This window comes from Thioalkalivibrio sulfidiphilus, from assembly GCF_000377945.1.
GTDB classification, from domain to species: Bacteria; Pseudomonadota; Gammaproteobacteria; order Ectothiorhodospirales; family Ectothiorhodospiraceae; genus Thioalkalivibrio_A; species Thioalkalivibrio_A sulfidiphilus_A.
Window position 1 is genome coordinate 49250 of sequence record NZ_KB898927.1, and the last position, 25556, is coordinate 74805.

28 protein-coding genes and 1 tRNA gene are annotated in these 25556 nt (G+C 66.3%); 16 read left to right on the top strand and 13 right to left on the bottom strand.

Translation table 11 applies throughout. The features are described 5' to 3' along the window. Window positions 1–106: 106 nt before the first annotated feature. The 4 genes from D580_RS0104045 to D580_RS0104060 form a co-directional block, all read right to left on the bottom strand. Window positions 107–874 (bottom strand): class I SAM-dependent methyltransferase, encoded by a 768-nt coding sequence (locus D580_RS0104045; RefSeq protein WP_018953154.1) that lies wholly within the window; start codon window positions 872–874, stop codon window positions 107–109. A gap of 25 nt (window positions 875–899) precedes the next feature. Continuing rightward, window positions 900–1115, bottom strand: coding sequence for a SlyX family protein (locus D580_RS0104050; RefSeq protein WP_018953155.1), 216 nt, complete (start codon window positions 1113–1115; stop codon window positions 900–902). Between the two features lie 12 nt (window positions 1116–1127). Continuing rightward, window positions 1128–2087: a 2-hydroxyacid dehydrogenase gene (locus D580_RS0104055; RefSeq protein WP_018953156.1), complete on the bottom strand. Its 960-nt coding sequence runs from the start codon at window positions 2085–2087 to the stop codon at window positions 1128–1130. A gap of 76 nt (window positions 2088–2163) precedes the next feature. Next, complete coding sequence (locus D580_RS0104060) at window positions 2164–2832, bottom strand: Bax inhibitor-1/YccA family protein (RefSeq protein ID WP_018953157.1); 669 nt, start codon at window positions 2830–2832, stop codon at window positions 2164–2166. Window positions 2833–2967: 135 nt separating this feature from the next. On the opposite strand from D580_RS0104060, the gene D580_RS0104065 reads away from it, so the two are divergent. After that, a tRNA-Ser gene (locus D580_RS0104065) sits at window positions 2968–3057 on the top strand. A gap of 255 nt (window positions 3058–3312) precedes the next feature. Here the strand turns inward: D580_RS0104065 and D580_RS0104070 are convergent. From D580_RS0104070 to D580_RS0104090, 5 genes are all read right to left on the bottom strand, one after another. Beyond that, entirely contained in the window at window positions 3313–3675 is a 363-nt protein-coding gene (locus D580_RS0104070; RefSeq protein ID WP_018953158.1) for a copper-binding protein, read from the bottom strand. Window positions 3676–3725: 50 nt separating this feature from the next. Then, window positions 3726–5132, bottom strand: coding sequence for a multicopper oxidase family protein (locus D580_RS0104075; RefSeq protein ID WP_018953159.1), 1407 nt, complete (start codon window positions 5130–5132; stop codon window positions 3726–3728). Between the two features lie 3 nt (window positions 5133–5135). Beyond that, window positions 5136–6452 (bottom strand): TolC family protein, encoded by a 1317-nt coding sequence (locus D580_RS0104080; protein WP_018953160.1) that lies wholly within the window; start codon window positions 6450–6452, stop codon window positions 5136–5138. Between the two features lie 147 nt (window positions 6453–6599). After that, the gene (locus D580_RS0104085; protein WP_018953161.1) at window positions 6600–7493 is read right to left on the bottom strand and encodes a CopD family protein; all 894 of its coding nucleotides are present in this window, start codon (window positions 7491–7493) and stop codon (window positions 6600–6602) included. Further along, window positions 7493–7858, bottom strand: a complete 366-nt coding sequence (locus D580_RS0104090; RefSeq protein WP_018953162.1) for a copper resistance CopC family protein — start codon at window positions 7856–7858, stop codon at window positions 7493–7495. The genes D580_RS0104085 and D580_RS0104090 overlap by 1 nt, the downstream gene beginning before the upstream one ends. A gap of 194 nt (window positions 7859–8052) precedes the next feature. On the opposite strand from D580_RS0104090, the gene D580_RS0104095 reads away from it, so the two are divergent. Next, entirely contained in the window at window positions 8053–8733 is a 681-nt protein-coding gene (locus tag D580_RS0104095; protein ID WP_026289692.1) for a heavy metal response regulator transcription factor, read from the top strand. Continuing rightward, window positions 8730–10157, top strand: a complete 1428-nt coding sequence (locus D580_RS0104100) for a heavy metal sensor histidine kinase (RefSeq protein ID WP_081617235.1) — start codon at window positions 8730–8732, stop codon at window positions 10155–10157. The genes D580_RS0104095 and D580_RS0104100 overlap by 4 nt, the downstream gene beginning before the upstream one ends. A 153-nt stretch (window positions 10158–10310) precedes the next feature. Here the strand turns inward: D580_RS0104100 and D580_RS0104105 are convergent, their stop codons facing one another. The 4 genes from D580_RS0104105 to flgA form a co-directional block, all read right to left on the bottom strand. Continuing rightward, complete coding sequence (locus D580_RS0104105; protein WP_018953165.1) at window positions 10311–11051, bottom strand: flagellar brake protein; 741 nt, start codon at window positions 11049–11051, stop codon at window positions 10311–10313. Between the two features lie 130 nt (window positions 11052–11181). Continuing rightward, on the bottom strand, window positions 11182–11658 hold the full coding sequence (locus tag D580_RS0104110; RefSeq protein WP_012637781.1) for a flagella synthesis protein FlgN: 477 nt from the start codon (window positions 11656–11658) through the stop codon (window positions 11182–11184). A gap of 4 nt (window positions 11659–11662) precedes the next feature. Continuing rightward, window positions 11663–11953 (bottom strand): flagellar biosynthesis anti-sigma factor FlgM, encoded by a 291-nt coding sequence (flgM, locus tag D580_RS0104115; protein WP_231363485.1) that lies wholly within the window; start codon window positions 11951–11953, stop codon window positions 11663–11665. Window positions 11954–12064: 111 nt separating this feature from the next. Next, window positions 12065–12751: a flagellar basal body P-ring formation chaperone FlgA gene (gene flgA, locus D580_RS0104120; protein WP_018953167.1), complete on the bottom strand. Its 687-nt coding sequence runs from the start codon at window positions 12749–12751 to the stop codon at window positions 12065–12067. A 224-nt stretch (window positions 12752–12975) separates the two neighbouring features. Here flgA and D580_RS0104130 point away from each other — a divergent pair, with 224 nt between their 5' ends. The 13 genes from D580_RS0104130 to flgL all read left to right on the top strand — a co-directional run bounded on the left by D580_RS0104130 (window position 12976) and on the right by flgL (window position 25543). Next, entirely contained in the window at window positions 12976–13908 is a 933-nt protein-coding gene (locus D580_RS0104130; RefSeq protein ID WP_018953169.1) for a chemotaxis protein, read from the top strand. Window positions 13909–14050: 142 nt separating this feature from the next. Next, complete coding sequence (locus D580_RS0104135; protein WP_018953170.1) at window positions 14051–14878, top strand: CheR family methyltransferase; 828 nt, start codon at window positions 14051–14053, stop codon at window positions 14876–14878. A gap of 196 nt (window positions 14879–15074) precedes the next feature. After that, window positions 15075–15467 carry a flagellar basal body rod protein FlgB gene (gene flgB / locus D580_RS0104140; RefSeq protein WP_018953171.1) on the top strand — a complete coding sequence of 131 codons (393 nt, stop codon included), beginning with the start codon at window positions 15075–15077 and terminating at the stop codon, window positions 15465–15467. Between the two features lie 6 nt (window positions 15468–15473). After that, window positions 15474–15893, top strand: coding sequence for a flagellar basal body rod protein FlgC (gene flgC / locus D580_RS0104145; protein WP_018953172.1), 420 nt, complete (start codon window positions 15474–15476; stop codon window positions 15891–15893). Window positions 15894–15906: 13 nt separating this feature from the next. Further along, entirely contained in the window at window positions 15907–16587 is a 681-nt protein-coding gene (locus D580_RS0104150; protein ID WP_018953173.1) for a flagellar hook assembly protein FlgD, read from the top strand. A 31-nt stretch (window positions 16588–16618) separates the two neighbouring features. After that, entirely contained in the window at window positions 16619–17845 is a 1227-nt protein-coding gene (gene flgE, locus D580_RS0104155) for a flagellar hook protein FlgE (RefSeq protein ID WP_026289695.1), read from the top strand. Between the two features lie 27 nt (window positions 17846–17872). Next, window positions 17873–18613 carry a flagellar basal-body rod protein FlgF gene (flgF, locus tag D580_RS0104160; protein WP_018953175.1) on the top strand — a complete coding sequence of 247 codons (741 nt, stop codon included), beginning with the start codon at window positions 17873–17875 and terminating at the stop codon, window positions 18611–18613. 22 nt (window positions 18614–18635) lie between these two features. Next, entirely contained in the window at window positions 18636–19427 is a 792-nt protein-coding gene (flgG, locus tag D580_RS0104165; RefSeq protein ID WP_018953176.1) for a flagellar basal-body rod protein FlgG, read from the top strand. Between the two features lie 6 nt (window positions 19428–19433). Continuing rightward, complete coding sequence (gene flgH, locus D580_RS0104170; RefSeq protein WP_018953177.1) at window positions 19434–20123, top strand: flagellar basal body L-ring protein FlgH; 690 nt, start codon at window positions 19434–19436, stop codon at window positions 20121–20123. Between the two features lie 55 nt (window positions 20124–20178). Continuing rightward, a complete protein-coding gene (locus D580_RS0104175; protein WP_196799719.1) occupies window positions 20179–21279 on the top strand; it encodes a flagellar basal body P-ring protein FlgI in 1101 nt (366 codons plus the stop codon). 60 nt (window positions 21280–21339) lie between these two features. After that, window positions 21340–22311, top strand: a complete 972-nt coding sequence (flgJ, locus tag D580_RS0104180; protein WP_018953179.1) for a flagellar assembly peptidoglycan hydrolase FlgJ — start codon at window positions 21340–21342, stop codon at window positions 22309–22311. Between the two features lie 77 nt (window positions 22312–22388). Continuing rightward, complete coding sequence (gene flgK, locus D580_RS0104185; protein ID WP_026289697.1) at window positions 22389–24332, top strand: flagellar hook-associated protein FlgK; 1944 nt, start codon at window positions 22389–22391, stop codon at window positions 24330–24332. A gap of 2 nt (window positions 24333–24334) precedes the next feature. Next, complete coding sequence (flgL, locus tag D580_RS0104190) at window positions 24335–25543, top strand: flagellar hook-associated protein FlgL (protein ID WP_018953181.1); 1209 nt, start codon at window positions 24335–24337, stop codon at window positions 25541–25543. Window positions 25544–25556: the final 13 nt, after the last annotated feature.

The window sequence follows — 25556 nt, forward strand, 5'->3', positions numbered from 1 at the left end:
GCGCAAAGACGCAAAGATCGCAAAGGTTTTTTCGTCAAAAAGCCTTTTTGCGTCCTCTGCGTCTTTGCGCCTTTGCGTTGAGTCTTTTCACGCCAAGAACCGCGGCTCATCCCGTCAGGTAAACATCGAAGCGGGTGGTCTTGCCGGGGATCTGGTGGCTGGGTTTGCGGGCGCCGAGGGGTTCGGCGCGGGCAGGGCGCTTGACTACCACCCGGCGTTTCGCCACGGCGAGGGCGGCCTCCAGGGTCTCGGGGGCGTCCTGGTCATCGCCCACCAGGGCACGGAACACGCGCATCTCCTTCTTCACCAGGGCGCTCTTGTCCCGGTGGGGGTACATGGGGTCCAGGTAGACCACCTCGGGCCGCGAGGCCTCGTCCAGCGCCGAGAGCCAGTCCCGGGCGTTGCCAGTGACCAGGTGCATGCGCGCGATGGTCTGCGCCAGGTCCGCGTCCCGGGCGGCCCGTTCCAGACCGTCGGCCAGCAGGGCCGCGATCACGGGTTCCCGTTCCAGCAGGGTCACCTGACAGCCGAGACTGGCGAGTACGAAGCCGTCACGGCCCAGCCCGGCGGTGGCGTCCACTACGCTGGGCCGCTCGCTGCCCTTGATGCCCACCGCCCGTGCCAGGGGCTCGCTGCGCAGGTTGATGCGGGCCTGGCGATAGCCCAGGCGCCCGGTCACGAAATCCACCTGGATGGGGCCGGGTGCGTCGGAAGCGGTGAGCGCGAGGCTCAGGCCATGGCCGTCGAGGATCAGCACCAAGGGTGTGCCGGCCGGTTCACCGGCCAGAGACAGGTTCAGCTCAGCAGCCAGGGCATCGGCCCGTTCCCGTAGGTCCTCGGATGCGTAACGGATGCTGATACGGGTATCTGACATGGTCTGCGTGTGGCTGCAGGCGGCCTCAATAATGGGGCGGCGGCGGTTCCTGGTTCGGATCCATGAGCGGGTTCTCGATCACGGCCGCCAGCCGTTGCCGCAGTCCCTCCATCTGCAGCTGCAGGCTGTCGATGCGCTGCTGTTGTTCAATCATGGTCTGGTTGAGGCTCTGCAGGAGATCCTCCTGGTGGGCCAGACGGATCTCCAGTTCCACCACCCGTGCTTCCAGTGCATCGCTCATGGCAGGGCTCCCTCAGACCGTGCGACGGGGCGCGCCCGCCAGATAGGCCTGGATGTTGTCGGTCACCTGGTCGATGACCCGCTGGCGCGCCTCCCGGGCGGCCCAGGCGATGTGGGGCGTGACGATCAGGTTGGGGATGTCCGGCGCCAGCAGGGGATGATCGGCGGGGGGTGGTTCCTGGTCCAGCACGTCGATGCCGGCGCCGCCGATGACACCCCGGCGCAGGGCGTCGGCCAGGGCGGCGTTGTCCACCACCGCGCCCCGGGCGGCGTTGATGAGCAGGGCGTCGGGTTTCATGGCGGCCAGGGCCCGGGCGTCGATCAGGTGCCGGGTCTGGTTCGTGAGCGGGCAGTGCAGGGTCAGGATGTCCGATTCGGCCAGCACGCGTTCCAAAGGCAGGCGGTCCGGATCGTTGCCCGGGGACACCAGGCTGTCCGCCACGATCACCCTGAGGCCGAAACACTCGGCGGTGCGCGCCACGGCCTGGCCGAGCACGCCGTAGCCGACGATGCCCAGGGTGAGGCCGGCGAGTTCACGGATGGGGTGGTCCAGGAGACAGAACTGGCGGCTGTCCTGCCACAGGCCCCGGGCCACGTCACGCTGGTAGTCCCCAAGGCGCGTGGTCAGGGCCAGGATCAGGGTGAACACGTGTTGCACCACCGAGGCAGTGCCGTAGTCGCGCACATTGCACACCGTGATGCTGCGCTCCCGTGCCGCCTCCAGGTCCACGTTGTTGGTACCCGTGGCGGCCACGCAAATGAGCCTAAGTGCCGGGGCCGCGTCCATGGCGGCCCGGTTGATCACCACCTTGTTGGTGACCACCACCTGCGCCCGGGCGATACGCGCCGGGACCTCGTCGGTCGCGGTGTAGGGGTGGATGTCCCAGTGGGGCAGGGCTGTGCGCAGGGCCGCGAGGTCGAGATCGTCGCGGTCCATGGTTTCCAGGTCCAGCAGGACGCCGTGTTGGATCATGATTTTCAGTCCTTCAATGCAGAAGGGCCCCGCCAAGGCGGGGCCCTTCGTATTCTACTACCGACCGAGCCGGGGCTCAGTTGTCACCGCTGAAGGCATGGAACAGGTTCAGCAGGTGCAGGAACAGCACGTAGATGTTGGCGTACAGGGACACCGTCATCATCACGTAGTTGGCCTCGCCGTCGTGCACCATGCGGCTGGTGTCGAACAGGATTGCGGCGGAGACCACCAGCACCGCCGCGGCGGAGATGGCCAGGGACAGGGCCGGTATGCCCAGAAACAGGTTGGCCACGATGGCGGCCAGCACCACCAGGAAGCCTACGAACACGAAGCCGCCCAGGAAGCTGAAGTCCTTGCGGGTGGTCAGGGCGTAGGCGGACAGGCCGACGAAGGTGACGGCGGTCGTGGCCAGGGCACCCATGACGATCTCCGAGCCGTTGGGCTGGCTGAGATACAGGGTGACGATGGGTCCGAGCACGTAGCCCATGAAGCCGGTGAACACGAAGGTCAGGGGCAGGCTCCAGATGCTGTTGCGCACCGCGTGGATCAGGAACGGACCGCCGATGAACACGGCGATCATCAGGATCCAGTTGATGGGACGTGCCCCGGTGGCCATGGCCACGAACGCCATGACCGCGCTGAAGGCGAGCGTCATGGACAGCAGCATGTAGGTATTGCGAATGACCTTGTTGGTGGCCAGGGTAGTGCTCTGGGCACGTGCCGTGGACAGTCTTTCGGTCTGCATGGGTCGTTCTCCGTTGCTGGTGGTTTCCAGTGGTGTGGGTAAAGTACCCGATTAGAGCGGCGGGTTCAAAACCTGGTTCCTCAACCGGCTGATTGTTGTGGGTTTTGGTGGTGGGCAGGTAACATACGCGCCTTGGGAGAGGTGGCAGAGCGGTTGATTGCACCGGTCTTGAAAACCGGAGACGGGGTAACCCGTTCGTGGGTTCGAATCCCACCCTCTCCGCCATACAAAAGCAAAGGGCCCCCGGCAGTATCGGGGGCCCTTTGCTTTTGTATTGTGAGCAAGCTGGATTCGAACCCACGAACATGGACACGAGGGTTCGACGGGCGAAGCGCAGCGTAGCCCGAACGTTGCCGCCCAGCGGCGACGGCCCGGAGGGTGAGGCGCGATAGCGCCGAATAATCCCACCCTCTCCGCCATACATAAACAAAAGGGGCCCCCGGCAGTATCGGGGGCCCTTTGCCGTGTACGGCCCCCGCCTTATTGCCCAGGCTCCACGCTCATCACGGTGTAGTCACCGTCCACCCGGTCAATGGTCACGTTCACCTTGTCGCCGGCTTTCAGGCCTTCCAGCAGGGCGGGGTCGCTGACCTTGAAGGTCATGGTCATGGGCGGCATGTCCAGGTTGGGGACCTCGCCGTGGCGCAGGGAGACGGTGTTGGCGCGGGTGTTCACCCGGCGCACCTCGGCCTCAACCTGGGGCAGTTCACCGGAGGCGGCTGCGGGCTCGGCAGGGCCGTGATCGTGTGTGTGGGCATGACCGTGGTTGCCTGCCTGGGCAGGGCCCAGGGCCATCAGGCCGAACATCAAGGCGGTGGTCGTCATCTTCAGCAGGGTTTTCATCCTGTTTTTCTCCGTATCGTGTGCCGGTGGTCCGGCGGGGTGTGTCTGGATCAATGGTTGTGCCCGCCGCCCGTGGGCCTGCGTACCTGCAGTTCCAGGGCGGTGCGGTTGAGGTCCGGCACCTCGCCGCGGTTGAGCCGTTCCGAGGCGAAGCGCGCGGGCTCGGGCAGTTCGCCGGTCCACTCGTAGGCCTGGGTGCCCGGGGGCTGTTCGTACCAGCCGGGGTCGGAGTAGTCACCCGGCTTCTGGTCGCGGCGCACCTTGAAGCTGGTGAACATGCCGCCCATGCCGATGGGGCCGTGGGGGCCGTGGCCGGCCATCATGGGCAGGGTCTCCTCGGGCAGCATCATGGTCATGTCCTTCATGTCGCCCATGCCCCGCTCGCCCATGAGCATGTAGTCGGGCACCAGGTTCTGGATGCGCCCCACCAGGCCGCGGTGGTCGACGCCGATCATGGTCGGCACGTCGTGGCCCATGGGGTTCATGGCGTGGTGGCTCTTGTGGCAGTGGAAGGCCCAGTCGCCCTCGGAGTCGGCGATGAATTCCACCTGGCGCATCTGGCCCACGGCGATGTCCGTGGTGACCTCGGGCCAGCGGGCGCCGGGTGGGACCGGGCCGCCGTCGGTGCCGGTGACCTCGAACTCGTGGCCATGGATGTGGATGGGGTGGTTGGTCATGGTCAGGTTGCCCATGCGGATGCGCACCCGGTCACCGAGGCGCACGTTCATGGAGTCGATGCCCGGGAAGGCGCGGCTGTTGAAGGTCCACAGGTTGAAGTCGAGCATCTCGTTGATCTTGGGCGTGACGCTGCCGGGATCGATGTCGTAGGCGTTGAGCAGGAAGCAGAAGTCCCGATCCACCTCGCTGATCGCCGGGTGGCGATTGCGCGGGTGGGTGACCCAGAAGCCCATCATGCCCATGGCCATCTGCACCATCTCGTCGAAGTGGGGGTGGTACATGAAGGTGCCGGGGCGGCGCGCGACGAATTCGTAGACGAAGGTCTTGCCCACCGGGATGTGCTTCTGGTTGAGCCCCGCCACGCCGTCCATGCCGTTGGGCAGGCGCTGGCCGTGCCAGTGTATGGTGGTGGGCTCGGGCAGGCGGTTGGTGACGAACAGGCGCACCCGGTCGCCTTCCACCACCTCGATGGTGGGGCCGGGGCTCTGGCCGTTGTAGCCCCACAGGCGCGCGATCATGCCCGGGGCGATCTCCCGCTCCACCGGCTCGGCCACCAGGTGGAATTCCTTGACGCCCTGATTCATGCGCCAGGGGGCGGTCCAGCCGTTGAGGGTGACCACCGGGTTGTAGGGGCGACCGGTGTCCGGCATGCGGGGCGGCGCCGTCTCCGGGGAGGTGACGATCATGGGCTCGGGCAGGGCGGCCAGGGCCACCTTGCTCACGGCGGTGGCGGACACCGCGCCGAAGGCGGCGCTGGCGAGAAATTCGCGTCGATTCATGGCTCAGTGACCTCCTGCTGCCTTGGAATTGGATGCCGCGCCGAGGCTGGAGCCGTCCGCTCCGGCGTAGTCCGCACCGGCGAGCACGGCCTGCAGGTTGGCGTGGGCCAGCCAGAAGTCGCGCAGGGCCTGCAGGGCGGCGTCGCTGCGTTCCACCCGGTCCCGGGCGCTGGCCAGCAGGTCCCAGGTGCTCTTGAGCATGCCGTTGTACCGCAGCAGGGTCTCCTCCTGGATCGCTTCGCTCAGGCGCGCGTTCTCCCCGGCCAGGCGGGCGATGTCGTAGGCCACCCGGTACTGGTGGTAGGCCTCGCGCACCTGGGAGCGGATGCGCACGGCCAGGGCATGGGCCTCGGCCCGGGCGCGCAGTGCCTCACCGGTCTCGTGGCGGGCGGGCAGGCGCCGCTGTTCCAGCACCGGGGCACGGGTGATGAGCTGTCCCATGGGGTCGTCGCTGTCGGTGTCCTCGGGCAGCGTCACGGACAGGGCCTCCCGGGCCGCCGCCTGCCAGGTCTCCAGGCTGGCGGCGGACAGCCCGCGCCGGGCCCACTCGGCGTCCCTGACCGCCAGGGCCAGTCGCGGGTGTCTTTCAAGGGCCAGGGCCTCCAGGGCGTCGGCCTCAAGGGGGCTGTCCGGCAGCGCCGGCAGGGTGTCCGGCAGGTGCAGTGCGGTGGCATCGCCCCACAGACCCAGCTTGCGGATCAGGGCCTCCCGGGCGCTGGCGGCGGCCTGGCGGGCCTGCGCCAGCTGGATGGCCGCGTCGGACAGGGCCAGTTGCTGCTTCAGCAGCCGGTCCTGGCCCCAGTTGCCCACCCGGGTCATGCGCACCGCCAGTTCGTTGCTCAGGTCGGTGGCCTCGAAGGCCTGCTCGGTGCGGCGCAGGCCCTGCTCGGCAGCCACGGCCTGGATCCAGGCCCGGTGCACCTCGCGGGAGAACTCGATCACGGCGATGTCCGCCTCGGCCCGCTCCAGGGCGCCCATGGTCTCGGTGGCGAACAGGTCCGGGCGCTTGCCCAGGGCCATGCGCAGCGCCTCGGCGGGGGTGAGGGGCTCGCCCGACGGCGGGGAGACCGGTTCGGCGGCGGGCAGGTTGTCCGCTTCCCAGCGCAGCACGTCCATGTGCCCACGGGTAAAGGCGCCCACGGTGTCATTGCTCTGACGCCAGTCCTCCTCGCCCATGGTCGCCCCGGGCAGGGTCGCGGGCAGGGCGCTGTAGGCGGGCGGCGGCACCGGCGCAGCGGGGTCGTAGGCCGCCGGCGTGGCTGCCGCCAGGGCAGGGAACAGTCCCGCCGCCAGCAGCAGGTGGAGCGTGCGTGTTCGCATCGGTCTGTGCCTCCTCATGCTTGTGTAAACCGATCGATCCTGCGTTGATCGTCCGGGGGCCTGCGGTTCCTGACCGCTCGACCCGTGGTGATCATGCCTCGCCATTCCTGACCTGCGGCTGATAGAGGGATGACAAATCTGTCAGCATCAGCCGCCGGGCGAGCTGGTGGTGGTCAGCAGCGCGGTCAACAGAAACACCCCCGACACCAGCAGCCCCTCCAGCAGGATGCTGCGGCGCAGACGCCCGGGGGCACGTACGTCACCCCGCTCATAGGCCGGCACCAGGCGCAGCTTGTTCAGGGCCGCCAGGCCGAGCAGCAGGATCACCAGGGCGATCTTGGCCAGCAGGATCTGCCCGTAGGCGGTGGTGAACAGGGGGAAGAGCCCGCCCGCCAGCAGCCAGGCCATGGTCACGCCGGCCAGCAGCAGCAGGGCCACCGCTGTGGTCGCCAGTCGGCCGAAGCGGGTGAGCAGGCCCGTGGGTTGTGCCTCGTAGGCCGGGTTTCCGGCCACCCGGTAGAGGGGGATCAGCGCGCCGATCCAGAAGCTGGCGGTGGCCAGATGGACCAGCAGCAGGCCACCCAGCAGCCAGCGGGGTTCCTGCTGGGTGTGTCCCACCTGCACGAAGGCGAGCAGCACCAGCACGCCGCCCGGCAGGGCCAGGTACTGCCAGGCGCGACGCCGCAGCAGCAGGGCGTGAAGCAGCAGCAGTCCGGCCACCGCCAGCAGGGTGCGGTTGCCCTGGGCGCTGTCGAACACAATCCCGAGCAGCATGGGGTCCAGGGCGGCATCGAGGGTGCCGCCGCCCAGGAAGCCGGCCTGCAGCGGCCACTGCAGCAGCGCCAGGGTGATGGCGGTCCACAGGGACACCAGGGCGATGCGGTTCAGGGCCGCGATCTGGCGGGCCGGCAGGTCGAGGAAGCCGAGCTTGAACAAGGCGGTCCCGACCGCCAGCAGGCTGCTGGTATAGAAACCGGCGGCCACCAGTACCATGATCAGGGTCCAGGGTTCCAGGCCTGCGATGAGCGCGGGCAGGGTCATCAGCGCACCGTAAAATAGAACTCATCGAACATGACATGGCCGTCCTCGGCCAGGCCGCGCCACTTCACCGTGTACTCGCCCGGGACGAGGGGGCCGGCCGGGGCGGTCTCGAAACGAGTGACTGTCTCGCGTCCCGGACGGGATTGCAGCTCCACACGCCCTTGGGGGCCGGTGACCTCGAACAGGGTGAGGCGCATGGCGTGGTCAAACCACACGGCGATCTTCTCGGGGGAGCCCTCGATGGTGGAGGCGTGCTCCGGATACATGCCTTCCTGCTGCGCGTGTGCCCAGACAGGGGAGGTGGTGAACAGGAGGAGGGTGATGCCGAATGCGCCGATGAACCTGATCGAGTGCCTGAAGGACATGCCTGACTCCTTGAATGGTTGACGGGGTGGTTGTGTGCAGATCCCCGCATCTCCGGGGGCGTCACGGACGGCATCATGCCCGAGAAAAATGGTCAACAACCTGACCCTTGAATTACATCTGCGTAATCTTTGCCCGGAGGGGCTGTGCCCGGTGGCAGAATGGCGTTCAGGTCACATACATGCGGAACGACAGCGTGAAGATTCTCATCGTGGAGGACGAACCCAAGACCGGCGAATACCTGCGCCAGGGTCTGAGCGAGGCGGGGTTCGTGGTGGATCTTGCCCGGGATGGCCTGGACGGCCTGCACCTGGCCACCACCGGGGACTACGACCTGCTGATCCTGGACGTGATGCTGCCGCGCATGGACGGCTGGGCCCTGCTGCAGGCGGTGCGCCTGTCGGGCCGGGAGATGCCGGTGCTGTTCCTCACCGCCCGGGACGCGGTGGAGGACCGCGTGCGTGGCCTGGAGCTGGGGGCCGACGACTACCTGGTCAAACCCTTCGCCTTCTCGGAACTGCTGGCCCGGGTGCGCAGCCTGCTGCGCCGGGGCAAGAGCAAGGAACCGGAGACCCTAAGGGCCGCCGATCTGGAGATCGACCTGCTGCGCCGCCGGGTCACCCGGGGCGGCACGCGCATCGATCTGACCGCCAAGGAGTTCGCCCTGCTGGAACTGCTGGTGCGTCGCCAGGGGGAGGTGCTGCCCCGCTCCCTGATCGCCTCCCAGGTCTGGGACATGAACTTCGACAGCGACACCAACGTGATCGAGGTGGCGGTGCGTCGCCTGCGCGCCAAGGTGGATGAGCCCTTCGAGCCCAAGCTGATCCGCACGGTGCGCGGCATGGGCTACGTGCTCGAGGCGCCGGAGGCACCGTGAGCCATAAGATAGTGAGCGATCTTGGCCTCGGGAGCGCCCGTCGCCGCCTGTCCCTCACCACCCGCCTGGCGCTGTTGTTTGCCCTGGTGGCCGCCGTGCTGCTGCTGTCGCTGGGAATGCTGCTGAGCCACGCGGTGGATCGCCACTTCGACGAACTGGACGAGCACGACCTCACCGCCAAGCTCACGGTGATCGGCCAGCTGGTGGCCCGCACCGACAGCGAGGCCGCCCTGGACAGCCTGCCGCAGCGGCTGCGCGATGCCCTGGCCGGACACGACAACATCGCCGTGCTGCTGCGTGACCACGAGGGGGTGGTGATCTTCGGTGCGAACCTCTCCGCCTTCGAACCGGCCCAGTTGACCGGCGCGGCCCCCGTGGCGGGACAGGGCTGGACCCGCGAGGGACGGCGCTACATCGGCCGCGAGGGGGCCTTCCAGCTGCCCCTCGCGGACCCCCTGTCGGTGCATGCCGCAGTGGCCCTGGACATCAGCCACCACGAGCATTTCCTGAACCAGGTGCGCCTGAGTCTGTGGCTCGGGGTGACCCTGGCGGCGGCCCTGGCCGCCTTGCTGGGCTGGCTGGCGGCGCGCCAGGGCCTCGCACCCCTGGCCCGGGTCACGACCACCGCCCGGCGCCTGTCCGCCGAGCAGCTCGGCGAGCGCATCCCCGCCGGCGATGCGCCGGCGGAGGTGCGCGAACTGGCCGAGGCCTTCAACGGCATGCTGGACCGCCTGGAGGCGGCCTTCCAGCGCCTGTCCGATTACTCCGCGGACATCGCCCATGAGCTGCGCACCCCGGTGTCCAATCTCATGACCGAGACCGAGGTGGCCCTGTCCCGGACGCGCAGCGCGGAGGCCTATCGTGAGGTGCTGCACTCGAACCTGGAGGAGTTCGAGCGCATGTCACGCATGATCGGCGACATGCTGTTCCTGGCCAAGGCGGATGAGGGTCGTCTGCCCCGGGTCGCGGAGCCGGTGGAACTGGCCGAGGAGGCGCAGGCGCTGCTGGAGTTCTACGAGGCCCTGGCGGAGGAGCGGGGCGTGGACCTGCGCGTGGCGGGGCAGGCGCGGGTCAGGGGCGACCGGCTCATGCTGCGACGCGCGGTGTCCAATCTGCTCTCCAATGCCCTGCGCCACACGGCGCCCGGCGGCGTGGTGGAGATTCGCATCGAGGAGACGGACCAGGAGGCGCGCCTGGCGGTGTGCAACCCGGGCCCCGCCATCCCCGCGGAGCGCATTCCCAGGCTGTTCGAGCGTTTCCACAGGATCGACGACGAGCGCGCCGGGCAGGGCGAGGGCGCGGGCCTGGGTCTGGCCATCACCCGCTCCATCGTCGAGGCCCATGGCGGACGCATCGACGCGGTCTGCGAGGGCGGCTACACCACCTTCACACTGCATCTGCCGGGAATGAAAGTTATGCCGTAGGTGCTTCGGCTGGCGGCTATGCCCTGTTGCCAGGGAGTCGGTCTTACAGCGCCCGAGCACCGGGCGGGGCACGCGGTGGGCAGGCCCAGAGCGGCGGCGGCACGCATGAGCCTGCGTGTGTCCCGGATGGCTGGATCAGGCCCATGATGGTTTTCAGTCCCGGGACTGCTTGCGCAGCTGTTCCCGTTCCAGTTCGACGATTGCCTGCAGCAGTTGCCGCTCGGCCTGGGGTGCGAGCTGGGTGAAGCGTGCGCCGATGTGCAGCCGACCCTGGGTCGGGTGGCTGTGACGGATCTCGGCGGTGCAGGCGATGGCGTGGTGTTCCGGCAGCTCCAGGGCTTCCACCTCGACGATCTCGAGATCCTCGAAGATGCTGTCGGCGGGCATCAGGGCCCCGAAGCCGCCCAGGGAGATGTCCTGCAGACGTCCGCTGATCTGGGCTCCGTCGCCCTTGCGCAGACGCACCTTCAGTTCCTTGCCCAGCCCCACGTAGGCGCGGAAATGGGCGCGTTTCTGCTGATAGTGGATGAGCTTGGGCAGTGGGCCCGCATAGAAGGCGATGCCTTCGTGCTCGCCCACGTGGATTACCTCGACGGCGAAGTGGGCGGGGAGGTTGTTGTAGAAGCCGTACAGGTGCAGGGTCTGTCCCACGGCGATCTTTTCATGGCCGTCGGCCGGCGCCAGTTCGTCCAGGAAGACGTAGCCCTTCTCGGCGTCGATCTTGAGCAGGGTGGTGTTGAAGTAACCGCGCTGGTTCTCGATGCGCGCGCTCAGCAGGGCACGCGCGTCCTTCATGGCATCGAGCACCGCGAGGATGCGCCGCCGGTGGCTGATCTGCTCGTTGAGGCTGCCCTCAACCTCGGGGGAGGGCGGCACTGCCGGGGTTTCGTTCATGCTGGATCGGGAGCCCTGCGCTGGGGCCGCCTCTGTTGTTTGTCTTGGTTGTTACGGCAGATGCGAGGTGTCGCGCTGCCAGCCCGGGGCCAATGTAACACGGAAGGCCGGTCCGTTGATGGACCGCTTGTCAGGCCTTGGAGATGTGCCGGGAGGCGTCGCCGGTGACGGTATGGCCGGAGGGGCCGTAGAGTTCCGTGCGGGGATCTTCGCCGCGCAGGATGTGGATCGCCTGGTCCACCTGCTGGCGCTGGGTTTCCACCACGCCGCCGTTGATCTGGTTGAGCCGCTTGCAGCGGCCCATGACCGTCTGCAGACGGTCCCAGAGGGGTGACATGAGACCTTGTTCGTCCCAGGCGCGCAGGCAGGCGGCCATGCCGGCGGCGTCGGCGTCGAAGCCGGCGGTACGCATCAGCTGGGTCTGCTCGCGGGTGAGGCGTTCCAGGGACACGACCAGTTGCTGCTTCTCGGCCACCGCCTGGTTCAGGGCCTGAAGATCGCGCTCTGCCAGGGCATTGCTCTCACGTTCCAGGGCGGATTCCAGCAGGCAGGCCTCGCGGACGGCCTGGTTGAGCAGTGTGTCGAGTCTCTGGGCGCTGGCGTGCATGGCGTCAGAGAAGGTCCTCGGTCTGCATGAGCTTGTCGGCCACCCGCTCGGCGTTCACCTGGTAGCTGCCGTCGGCGATGGCCTGGCGGATCTCGGCCACCCGCTGGCTGTCCACGGCGGGCTGGGCGCTGGCGGTCTGGGTCAGGTCGCTGAGCCGACGGGCGGTGTCGGTCAGGGTTACCTGGTCGTCGTTGCTGCGCGAGGAGGTGCTGCCCCCGGCCTCACCACCGCGGGAGCCGCGGCTGTCGGACACGGCGCGGCCATCGCCGGTGGCGCGGGCCTGTGTCTGACTCAAGTTTTTGATATCAATGGACATTGTTGAATCCTCTGGCCCTGGGGCTGTTCCCTGTTGAACACATTATCGGCAGCAACAGGGGATTCTTGAGGCCTGGATTACGGTATTGGGTCACATTCTAACACCCACGACACCGTGGGAGAGCACGACCCCTTCGACCACCCGACGGGAGGAGAGGTTGCGCACCTGGACCCGTTCGCCCCGGCTGCCGTCGGCCAGGGCCTCGCCCTCCACCCGCACGTTCACGGCGCTGCCTTCGGCCAGCAGGGTGACCCGCTGACCCCGGCGCACCAGCCGGGGGGGCTCTACCATCTGGGGCGTGAGCACGGTACCGGCGGGCAGGGCACGGCGCAAGACCATGTCCCGGGCCAGTTCCAGGTCGTTGAGGTAGCCGCCAGGCAGGGCGCCGACGTCATGGCGTTCCAGGCGCAGATGGTGGGCTTCCAGCTGCATGCCCCGGGGCAGGGGATGGCCCAGGACCACCACCTCGCCATGGACCGCCACATGCACGGGGACGTACAGGGACCAGGTCACCGGGCCCAGGCAGCGGATGCCCACGGTGCTGTTGCCCGCCAGGCGGGCACCCGGGGAGGTGAAGGGTTCCAGGCCCTGCTCGCAGGCGCGCAGGCGCAGGCGGGGATCGAGGCGGCCCGGCGAGACCGTGACCTCGAAGGCCTCACCGTGGGCCGCGCGGGCCTGCTCAGCCATGTAGCGGGTGGCGGTGTCTAGGATGCGTTCGTGGGGTTCGTGGGCCAGCGCGGGTGTACTGATCAGCCACGCCGTGAGGCACAGCAACACGCCGGCGGCCGAGACCCTGCGTGTCTTTGAGCGAGGTCCGCCCGTGGGTCCTGGCCCTGGCCGGTCACTGAGTGTCGAGTTGTTGACGGTATAGCGCATCATGGCAGTGAACTTGCAAGAGGCATGCCATGGTCCCGCTCAAGGAAATCTGCGCAAGGCCGATAGAGTTGTCCATAATGGACAAGAAAAGCGCCGCACCCTTGCGCCAACCTCGGGAGAGTTCCATGACCGGTGTGCTTGATGAAGTCAACCGTCGTACCCAGCTGGTGGGGCAGAACCGCCTCGAACTGCTCATGTTTCACCTGGGTGACAAGCAGCTGTTCGGCATCAATGTCTTCAAGGTCCGCGAGGTCATTCCCTGTCCGCCCCTCAAGCGCATGCCGGACTCCCACCCGGTGGTGGCGGGCATCGCCCACATCCGGGGCAGCACGGTACCGCTGATCGACATGGCCAAGGCCATCGGCAAGGCCCCGCTGCCCAAGACCGAGGGCACCTTCGTCATCATGACCGAGTTCAACCGCACGGTGCAGGGCTTCCTGGTGTCCGCGGTGGACCGCATCGTCAATCTCAACTGGGATGCCATCCGGCCGCCCCCCAAGGGCACGGAAAAGGGCAGCTACCTGACCGCGGTCACCAACGTGGACAACAAGCTGGTGGAGATCGTCGACGTGGAGAAGGTGCTCGAACTGGTCACCGGACCCGCCAAGGGCGTCTCCGCCGAGATCGCCCAGGCCGGCCAGGAGGCCTCCGGGCGTGTGCGCCGGGTACTGGTGGCCGATGATTCCTCGGTGGCTCGCAAGCAGATCAAGCGTTCCCTGGACGAGATCGGGGTGGAGAGCATCATCGTCAAGGACGGCCGCGAGGCCCTGGATACCCTCAAGGAACTGACCGCCGTGACCGGCTCCATCGACGATCAGATCTCGATGCTCATCTCCGATATCGAGATGCCGGAGATGGATGGCTACACCCTGACCGCCGAACTGCGCAAGGTACCGGAGCTGGCCAGGCTGCACGTGGTCCTGCATTCCTCCCTGAGCGGCTCTTTCAATGGCGCCATGGTCGAGCGCGCCGGGGCCAACCGGTTTCTACCCAAGTTCAATCCCGATGAACTGGCCGCTGCCGTGCTTGAACACATCAAGGGCAGCGCCGATTCCTGAGGCACCGTGGCGGCCGAGATGTACCCCCGTCAATTGCCGGGGCGGCAAGATCTTGCCGCCCCGGCAAGTGTGCCCATGACCGGCCCGTGACCGGTATACTGCAAGTATCCGCAACCCGGCCCTAACCAGGAGAGCCAACCCCTTGCCATCAACCGCCATCCAGCCCCAGGACTACGAGGACTTCCGTCTGTTCCTGGAAAAGAGCTGTGGCCTGGTGCTCGGCGAAAACAAGCATTACCTGGTGACCAGCCGACTGTCGCGGCTGATGGGCGAGTTTTCCGTGGGCTCGGTGAGCGAGCTGTTGCGCCTGCTCAAGACCGGATCCCGGCCCGGGCTGCGTGAGCGGGTCATCGAGGCCATGACCACCAACGAGACCTACTGGTTTCGCGACGTCTTCCCCTTTGACATCCTCAAGGACACCATCTTCCCGGAGCTGGGCAAGAAGGGCGTGAACCCGGTGAAGATCTGGTCGGCGGCCTGCTCCAGCGGCCAGGAGGCCTACTCCATCAGCATGATCGTGAGCGAGTTTCAGCAGGCCCGCCCCGGGGTGCTCAAGAACGTGCAGATCGTGGGTACCGACATCTCCACGGCCATTGTGCGGGAAGCCCGCGAGGCCACCTTTGACAGTCTGTCCATGGGCCGGGGCCTGTCCCAGGAGCGCCGTGATCGCTTCTTCGTGCAGCAGGGCAACCGCTGGCAGGTGCGCCCGGAGATCCGTGCCCGGGCGAGCTTCCGGGAGTTCAATCTGCTGGACAGCTATACCCTGCTGGGCAAGTTCGACGTGGTGTTCTGCCGCAATGTGTTGATCTATTTCTCGGCGGAATCCAAGCGCGACATCCTCAAGCGCATCGCCCAGATCCTCAACCCCGGCGGCTACCTGTTCCTGGGGGCCTCGGAGTCCATGGCCAATTACTCCGACGCCTTCGAGATGGTGCGCTGCAACCCCGGCGTGGTGTACCGCAAACGCTGATTCGGGATGCCCGGATCCGGGCGTCAAAATCCCGTCCTTCCAGGCCTGAGCCCCGCTGCCGTGGCGGATTGTTGCCGCCATCAAATCGTCACATCCCGCCGTCTATTCAATAACTCATTGAAATAAAGACAGATTAAATCATGGCATGCCTGTTGCATTGCTTTCGTGCAGACAAGACTCACGAGGTGAAGCAGGCATGTCACTGTCCTTCGACAAGGCCCTGGGTATCCACGCCGATGCGCTGCAATTGCGCTCCCGGCGCCTGGAACTCCTGGCCTCCAACCTGGCCAATGCCGATACCCCCAACTACAAGGCGCGGGACATCGACTTCCGTGCCGCCCTGAGCCAGGCCCAGGGCGGGGGCGTGGGACTGATGCGCACCCACGCCAGCCATCTGCCCGTGCAGGGCGGCGGCATAGGCGGCGAGCCGCTCTACCGCATACCCAACCAGCCCTCCCTGGATGGCAACACCGTGGACGCACAGCTGGAGCAGGCGGCGTTCTCGGAGAACGCCGTGCAGTACCAGGCGAGTCTTGATTTCCTCAACAGCCGATTCCGCGGTCTGCGCACCGCGCTCAAGGGGGAGTGATAGCCCATGAGCAACCTGTTCAAGATCTTTGATGTCTCCGGCTCGGCGCTCAGCGCCCAGTCCGTGCGCCTCAACGCCATCGCCAGCAACATGGCCAACGCCCAGGTGGCCAGTCAGACCCCGGAGGGTGCCTACCGGGCCAAGCATCCGGTGTTCGCCACGGTGCTGCAGGCGGCCGGACAGAGCGGCTCGGCGACGCCGGTGCGCGTGGCCGGGGTGCTGGAAAGCCAGGCCGAGCCGCTGGCCGAATATGCCCCCAACCATCCGCTGGCCAACGAGCAGGGCTACATCTTCAAGCCCAACGTCAGCGTGGTGGAGGAGATGGCCAACATGATCTCCGCGTCCCGTTCCTACCAGAACAACGTGGAAGTGATGAACACCACCAAACAGCTCCTGCTGCGCACCCTGCAGCTGGGTCAGTCGTAACAGGAGGCCTTCCATGAACAGCGCCAGCGCCATCAGCGCCGACATCATGAACAAGCTGGGACTCACCACCCACGAGACCGCCAACAAGAAGGGCGACGATCGTCTGGGCCAGAGTGACTTTCTCAGGCTCATGATCACCCAGCTGGAGAACCAGGATCCCTTCAAGCCCATGGAGAGCGGCGAGTTCCTGGGCCAGCTGGCCCAGTTCGGTACGGTCTCCGGCATCGAGGACCTGCAGAAATCCTTCAACCGCTTCAGCCAGAGCATCGCCTCGGGTCAGGCCCTGCAGGCCGCGGCCCTGGTGGACCGTCATGTCACCGTCCCGGGAGACATGATCGTCATGGATCCGGCCGAGGGCATGCGCGGGGCGGTGCAGGTGCCGGCCTCGGCCGAGGTGGTCATCGGTGTCTACAACCAGGCCGGCCAGCTGGTGCGGCGTATCCCCATGGGTATCCAGGAGGCCGGACTGCGGGAGTTTCACTGGGATGGCCGGGACGAGACCGGTGCACTGCTGGGCCCGGGTATCTACGAGTTTGCCGGTCTAGCCAGCGATGGACGCGGCAGCGAGGCCCTGGACATGTATCTCTCTGCTCGGGTCGAGAGCGTGAGCCTGGGCAACAACAACGGTGCCCTGCTTCTCCAGGTGGAGGGGATGGGTGAAGTGAATTTCAACAAGGTGAGACAGATCGGCTGAGGCCGGGCGTCGAGTTCACAGGAGACAGACCATGCCATTTCGTACTGCATTGAGTGGTTTGAACGCGGCCTCCGCGGATCTGCGTGTCACGGGCAACAACATCGCCAACTCCGGCACCACGGGCTTCAAGCAGTCCCGCGCCGAGTTCGCCGATGTGTTCGCCCTGTCCTACGGCGGTATCAGCCAGACGGCCATCGGCACAGGCGTGCGCCTGGCTGCCGTGACCCAGCAATTCAGCCAGGGCAACATCGAGTTCACGGGCAACAACCTGGACCTGGCCATGAACGGCCAGGGCTTTTTCGTGCTCAATGACAGCGGCACCCAGGTCTATAGCCGCGCCGGGGCCTTCCAGGTCAATCGCGAGGGTTACGTGGTCAATACCCAGGGCCAGCGCCTGCAGGTCTACACGCCGCAGAATGCCGAAGGCACCCAGTTCAACACGGGTTCCCTGGCTGATTTGCAACTGTCCCTGTCCGAGGCGCCACCCAGTGCGACCACCGATGTGAACGTGCGTCTGAATCTGAGTTCCGTCGTAGAGCCCATCGATCCGGCGATCGTTTTTGATGTGGCGGATCCCAGCAGCTTTCATTATTCGACCTCGCTCACCGTCTACGACACGCTGGGCCAGGCGCACACCGCATCGCTGTATTTCCGCAATACCGACACGCTGCAATGGGACAGTTATCTGGCCATCGATGGCAATCTGGCCGGTGGGCCACTGCCGCTGGAATTCAACAGCGATGGCACGCTCAATACGGCAACAACCACGACGCCTCTGAATTTCGGCACCTATGCCCTGACCAATGGCGCCGCTGATCTCAATATCGACTTTGATCTGGCCAATGCCACCCAGTATGGCGGTGCCTTCAGTGTCACCAGCCTGAGTCAGAACGGATTCACCACCGGCCGTCTGAACAGCATCGACATTGATCCCACGGGTGTGGTGTTCGCACGCTTCACCAACGGCCAGTCCCAGGCCCTGGGCCGCGTGGCCCTGGCCAACTTCGCCAACCCCCAGGGTCTGCAGCAGCTGGGCGACAACGCCTGGGGTGAGTCCTTCGCCGCCGGCGACGTGATCCTGGGCGAGGCGGACACCGGCAACTTCGGCCTGATCCAGGCCGGTGGCCTGGAGAGTTCCAACGTGGACATCGCCGAGCAGTTGGTGAAGCTGATCACCGCGCAGCGCAACTTCCAGGCCAACGCCCAGGTGATCACCACCGCCGACGCGGTGACCCAGACCATCATCAACATCCGCTAACGCGTGGGCTGACTGAGGTAATCGCAGATGGACCGCATGCTCTACGTCGCCATGTCCGGCGCCAAGGAAACGGCGCTCACCCAGGCACGCAACACCCAGAACCTGGCCAATGCCAATACCACCGGGTTCAAGGCGTCCCTGGACGTGTTCACCAGCAAGCGGGTGGTGGGTCCCGGTCACGGCACGCGTACCTATGCGCTGACCCAGGACATGAAGGTGGATCTGAGCCCCGGTCCATTGCAGGCCACGGGGCGTGACCTGGACGTGGCGGTGCAGGGCAACGGCTGGATCGCGGTCCAGGCGCCGGATGGCACCGAGGCCTACACCCGCGCCGGTGACCTGCGCGTGGACTCGGTGGGCCTGCTCACCACGGGCACCGGCCTACCGGTACTGGGCGAGGGCGGTCCCATCGCCGTGCCGCCCTTCGAGACCTTCGAGATCGGCAGCGACGGCACCATCAGCATCCGGCCCCTGGGGCAGGGCGCCAACGTGCTTGCGGAGGTGGATCGCATCAAGCTGGTCAACCCCAATCCCGATGAGCTGGTGCGCGGCGAGGACGGCCTGATCCGCCACCAGCTGGGCCTGGAACAGCCGCCCGATGCGGCCGTGACCCTGGTGCGGGGCATGCTGGAATCCAGCAACGTGAACACCGTGGAGGCCATGGTCAACATGATCGACCTGGCACGCCACTTCGAGATGCAGGTGAAGATGATGAAGACCGCCGAGGACAACGACGCGGCCTCCGCATCCCTGTTGCGTCTGACTTGAAGAACACCATTGAGGTAACGCCATGAACAAGGCCCTGTGGATCGCCAAGACCGGACTGGACGCGCAGCAGACGCGCATGTCCGTGATCTCCAACAATCTGGCCAACGTCAACACCACCGGCTTCAAGAAGGGCCGCGCGGTGTTCCAGGACCTGATCTACCAGACGGTGCGTCAGGCGGGTGCCCAGGCCGCCCAGGACACGGAGCTGCCTTCCGGGCTGATGCTCGGCACCGGCGTGCGCACCGTGGCCACGGAGAAGATGTTCACCCAGGGCAACGTCATGCAGACCGAGAACGCCCTGGACATGGCCATCGAGGGGCGCGGCTTTTTCCAGGTGCTGATGCCCGACGGCAACATCGCCTACACCCGTGACGGCAGCTTCCAGCTGAACAGCGACGGCCAGCTGGTCACCTCCGGCGGCTACGACGTGGATCCGGGCATCGTCATCCCCGAGGGTGCGTTGAGTGTGACCGTGGCAGAGGACGGCACCGTCAGCGCCACGGTGGCCGGCAACGTGGCGCCCATCGTGGTGGGCAACCTGCAGCTGGCGGACTTCATCAACCCGGCGGGCCTGCAGCCCATCGGCCAGAACCTGTTCATCGAGACCGCGGCGAGCGGCGCGCCCCAGGCGGGCAACCCGGGCCTGGATGGCCGTGGCCGCCTGCTGCAGGGCTTCCTGGAAAGCTCCAACGTGAACACCGTGGAGGAGCTGGTGAACATGATCGAGACCCAGCGGGCCTACGAGATGAATTCCAAGGCCATCTCCACCGCTGACCAGATGCTCCAGTACGTGAACAACAACCTGGGTCGATAACACGCCATGAACAGCCTGAGCCTCAAGTCGATGCGTTCCGTCTCCCTGGTGCTGCTGGCCGGCCTGGTGCTGGGCGGCTGCGCCAGCGTCAACGGCGTGAAGCCCGGCGACAGCCCGGAATTCGCCGCGGTCAGCCCGCCTATGCCCGTGCCGGCGGAATACAACAACGGCGCCATCTTCCAGGCCAGCTATGGCACCGGCCTGTTCGAGGACTACAAGGCCCGCCGTGTGGGCGACATCCTCACGGTCCGGCTGGCCGAACGCACCCAGGCGCGCAAGTCCGCGAACACCAGCACCAGCAAGGAATCCAGCGTCAACATGCCGACCCCCACCGTGCTCAATCGCACGATCCCCGAACTGAGCACCAGCATCGAGGGTTCCCGTTCCTTCGACGGCTCGGGCGACAGCGCCCAGAGCAATCAGCTGGACGGCTCCATCACCGTGATGGTGGCCGAGGTCCTGCCCAACGGAAACCTGGTGGTGCAGGGGGAGAAGTGGATCCGCATCAACCAGGGCCAGGAGTTCATCCGCTTGCGCGGCATCGTGCGCCCCGTGGACGTGCGTGCCGACAACACCATCCTCTCCACCCAGATCGCCAATGCCCAGGTGGCCTATGGCGGCAGCGGCACCCTGGCCGACAGCAATTCCCCCGGCTGGCTGACCCGCTTCTTCAACAGTCCCGTGTGGCCGTTCTGAGGAGCCTGCAAGCATGATCAAGTCACTTGAAAAGGCACTGCGTTCCGGCTGGCTGATGGCCCTGTGCCTGGCCCTGGTGATCGCACCGCAGTTCACCGCGCCGGCCAAGGCCTACGAGCGGGTCAAGGATCTGGCCTCGGTGGCCGGGGTGCGTAGCAACCAGCTGGTGGGCTACGGCCTGGTGGTGGGCCTGGACGGCACCGGTGACCAGACCACCCAGGCGCCGTTCACCGTGCAGTCCCTGAAGAACATGCTGGGCCAGCTGGGTGTCACCGTGCCGCCCAACGTGAACCCGCAGTTGCGCAACGTCGCGGCGGTGATGATCCATGCCGACCTGCCGCCGTTTGCCAAGCCGGGCCAGATGATCGACGTGACCGTCTCCTCCATCGGCAACGCCTCCAGTCTGCGCGGCGGCAGCCTGCTCATGACCCCGCTCAAGGGCGCCGACGGCCAGACCTATGCCATCGCCCAGGGCAACCTGGTGGTGGGCGGCTTCGGCGCCGAGGGCCGCGACGGTTCACGCATCAGCGTGAACGTGCCGAGCGTGGGCCGCATCCCCAACGGCGCGTCCGTGGAGCGCGAGGTGCCCACCGCCTTCGCCCAGGGCGACAGCATCAAGCTCAACCTGCATCAGCCCGATTTCACCACCGCCAATCGGCTCTCTGACGTGATCAACGACACCATGGGCCCCGGCACCGCTCGGCCCATTGATGGTTCCACCGTGCGTGTCAGTGCTCCCATCGATCCGGGTCAGCGGGTGGCCTTCGTCTCCATGCTGGAGAACCTCACCGTGCGCCCCGGCGCGCCACCGGCCAAGGTGATCATCAACTCCCGCACCGGCACTGTGGTGATCGGCAGCAACGTGCAGGTGCTGCCCGCCGCGGTGACCCACGGCAGTCTCACCGTGACCATCACCGAGGCCTTCGATGTGGCTCAACCGGCGCCTCTCGCCCCAGGCGAGACCGTGGTGACGCCCCGTACCGACATCGAGGTCGCCGAGCAGATCAATCCCATGTTCCTGTTCGGCCCCGGCGTGACCCTGGACGAGATCGTGCGCGCCGTGAACCAGGTGGGCGCCGCCCCCGGCGACCTGGTGGCGATCCTCGAGGCCCTGCGCCAAGCCGGCGCCCTGCGCGCCCAGCTGATCGTCATCTAGGTTTTACTTTGAATCTTGAACTTTGAATTTTGAATCTTGAATGTTGAATCGCCCTAACGGATGAACACCGACCTCTCCAAGGCCTACACCTACACCGACTTCCAGGGTTTCTCCGACCTGCGCCGCCTGGCGCGGGAGGAGAGCCCGGAGGCGGCGGAGGCGGCCGCGCGGCAGTTCGAGGCGCTGTTCATCCAGATGATGCTGAAAAGCATGCGTGATGCCATGCCCGTGGACAGCGGCATGGATGGCGAGCAGGTTAAGTTCTACCAGGGCATGTTCGACCAGCAGATCGCCCTGGAGATGTCCAAGGGCGAGGGTATCGGCCTGCGGGAATCCCTGCTGCGTCAGCTCAATCCGGAGGCACCGGCGGCGCGCGGCAGTGATGGGGAACTGGCCATGCCGGTCCACCGCCTGCCTGTCTACCAGCGTCCGGAGAATCCCTGGCCGCAGTCCAGGGTCCAGGCGCCGGCACCGGCCGCGGCGCCCGCTGCCGTTGAGGCCTTCTCGGACCTGCCCCGCGACTGGCGTCCTGAATCCCCCGAGGCCTTCATCCGGGATCTCTGGCCCCATGCCGAGCGGGCCGGACAGGCCCTGGGCGTGGCCCCCGAGGTGCTGCTGGCCCAGTCGGCCCTGGAGACCGGCTGGGGCCGGCACATGATCCCCAACGCCGACGGCAGCAACAGCTTCAACCTGTTCGGCATCAAGGCCGACAGCCGCTGGGACGGCCCCCGGGCCCATGTGCAGACCCTGGAATACGTGGGCGGGGTACCTGAGCGCCAGCGCGCGGCCTTTCGCGCCTATGAGCACCCCGGACAGAGCTTCGACGACTACGTGTCGTTCATCACCGGCAACCCCCGCTACCGGGAGGCCCTGGCGCGGGTGCCCGATGCGGAAGGCTACCTGAGGGGCCTGCAGGCGGCCGGCTATGCCACCGATCCCGCCTACGCGGACAAGATCCTGGACATCCTGGGCCGCGGCACGCTGCAGGCCGCGGTCGCCCTAAAGAATCCGGATCAGGCGCCGATAAGCTGACATGAGGACCAAGCGCATGCGTCACATCACCAGCAATTTTGCCTATGTTCCGGGCGCCCGTGTTCCGGGGTGCCGTCATGAGTAGCGGCGTCCTGGGTATCGGCGTGTCCGGCCTGCTGGCCTTCCAGCGGGCGCTCGGTGTCACCGGCAACAACATCGCCAACTCCGCCACCGAGGGTTACAGCCGGCAGCGCATCGATCTCAGCACCCAGATCCCGCAGTTTGCCGGAAACGGCTACTTTGGTAGCGGCGTACAGGTGTCGGGAGTGCATCGCATCTTTGACCAGTTCGTGGAGACCCAGCTGCGCAACAGCACCTCCGCGAGCGAGCAGTATGCCCTCTATTACGATTTTGCCCGCAGGGTGGACAACCTGTTGGCAGATCCCGACTCGGGGCTGGCACCGGGTCTGCAACAGTTCTTTGCCGCCGTGCAGGACGTGGCCAACGACCCGACCTCCAACGCGGCCCGGCAGGTGCTGATCTCCGAGGCGGAATCCCTGGTGGATCGCTTCAGCTTCCTCAATCAGCGCCTGGAGGAGCAGCGCAATCTGGTCAATGGCCAGATCCAGACCACGGTGGCGGAGATCAACAGCCTGGCAGAGGCCATTGCCGATCTGAACAAGGATATCGTCGCCGCCCTGGGCCGTGGCGGCGGGGCGCCGCCCAACGACCTCCTGGACCAGCGCGACCGGCTGGTGCTGCAGCTCTCCGAACTGGTGTCCGTCAACACCATCGAGCAGGACGACGGTGCCCTCAATGTCTTCATCGGCAATGGCCAGAACCTGGTGCTGGGCAACCGGGCCACGGTGCTGGTCGCCGATGGCCTCGGCCCGGATCCGACCCAGATGCAGGTGGGCTATGTGAGTCCCGGCGCCACGGTGGACATCACCCCCTACATGACCGGAGGCCGGCTCGGGGCGCTGCTGGACCTGCGCACCTCGGTCCTGGACGTGGCGCAGAACTCCATGGGACGCACCGCGGTTGGTCTGGCTCAGGCTTTCAACGATCAGCATCGGCTGGGCATGGATCTCAACGGCGCTCTGGGCGAGGAATTCTTCCGCGTGCCCGTGCCGCAGGTCATCCCCGGGGCGGCCAATACGGCCAGCGGCGCGCCCACAGTGAGCATCGAAGATTACACGCGCCTGACCGTGAACGACTATCGTCTGCGCTTCGACGGCAGCCTCTGGCAGTTGCGCAGGGAGCCCGGTGGTCAGCTGCTGGGTACGGTCGACCCCACAGATCCACCCGAAGACCAGGTCATCGAGGTGGACGGTCTGCGCCTCGACATCTCCACCATCACCCTGCCGGCCGACCCTCTGGATGCTTCCGGCGACACCTACTTGATTCGTCCCACCCGCAACGGCGCCCAGCAGATCGATACCCTGATCACCGACACCCGCCGGGTAGCGGCCGCCACGCCCGAGATGCTCGCGGCTGCGGGCGGCGGCAACACCGGTGAAGCCAGTGTGCTGTCGGTCGGAATCACGGACGCCTCTGGGCTGACGGACTTGTCGCCGGTGACCGTGACTGTGATCGATAACGCCGGCACGCTGGAGTTCGTGATCGACGGTGATGTTGTTGCCACCTTCGATCTCCTCAACCCCACCACTGAGATCAACTACAACGGCTGGCAGCTGGTGATCGAGGGCGAGCCAGCAGTCGGCGACAACTTTCAGGTGAGCTTCACCACCGCCGCAGTGGGCGACAACCGCAACGCCCTGGCACTGGCCGGTCTTCAGGACCAGCGCCTGATGGCCGATGGTACCGCTACCCTGGAGGCCACCTACAACACCCTGGTGGCGGAGGTGGGGACCCGGACCCGTCAGGCCGAGATTGCCGCCCGCGCCCAGGTCAAGCTGCTGGACGAGGCCAGGGCCCAGCGTGAATCCATCTCCGGGGTGAACCTGGACGAGGAGGCGGCCAACCTGCTGCGCTATCAGCAGGCCTACCAGGCGGCGGCACAGGTCATCTCGGTGACCAATTCCCTGTTCGACACATTGATCAATGCCGTGAGGCGCTAGCCATGCGCGTATCAACGACCCAGATCTTCCGTAATGGTATCGGAGCGATCCAGGACAACCAGCAGGGCCTGGCCCGGACCCAGCTGCAGCTGGGTACCGGAAAGCGCATCCTCTCGCCCTCCGATGATCCCAGTGGCGCGGTGCAGGCCTTGCAGTTCCGCAGTTCCGTGGAGAAGACCGAGCAGTACCAGCGCAATGGCAATATTGCCGAGCAGCGCTTGCGGCTCAGCGAGACCATCCTGACCTCCGTGGGTGAAGGCCTGCAGCGGGTGCGGGAGCTGGCCGTGCAGGGCAACAACGGTTCCCAGACCAACGAGACCCGCCGCTACATCGCCGGGGAGATTCGCCAGATCCTGGACGAGCTTGTACAGCTGTCCAACACCCGGGATGCCAACGGCGAATACATCTATGCGGGATTGACCTCCCTGACCCAGCCTTTTTCTCCCGGCGCGGGCGGCGAGGTGTTCTACAACGGTGACGACGGGCAGCGCCGCCTGCAGATCAGCCCCGTGCGCCAGCTGGCCATTGGTGATTCAGGCCAGGCCGTGTTCATGGATATCCCCACGGGCAACGGCACCTTCGTGGTGAGGGATGATCCCGCCAACACCGGTGGCGGGGTGATCGATGCCGGCAGTGTCACGGACTTCACGGCCTGGGTGCCTGATGATTACTCAATCATCTTCTCAGAGGTGGGGGGGGAACTGGTCTACCAAGTGGAAGACAGTGGCGGGGATATAGTGCTGGGTCCAGAACCCTTTCGCGAGGGCGAGGCAATCCGATTCAATGGCATCGAGACCCGTATCCAGGGCACGCCGGCCGATGGCGATTCGTTCACGCTCTCGCCCTCGGAAAACCAGGATCTGTTTGCCACCTACCGCCAGTTGGCCGAGGCCCTGGAGGCTCCGGTCACCGACACCCCCAGCCGGGCCCGGCTGAACAACGCCGTCAATCGCGCCTTGGTGAACCTGGACCAGGCGCTGGGAAATATCCTCGATACCCGGGCCAGCGTCGGCGCGCGGCTCAAGACCGTTGAGAATCAGCGCAATATCAACGAGGACGTGTTGCTGCAACTGCGCACCACCCTGTCGGAGATCGAGGACCTGGACTACGCCGAGGCCATCAGCCGCTTCAACCTCCAGCAGACCGCCCTGCAGGCGGCCCAACAGAGCTACGTGCAGGTGCAGCGGTTGTCGCTGTTCAATTTCATTTAGGCCGCAGTAGAAG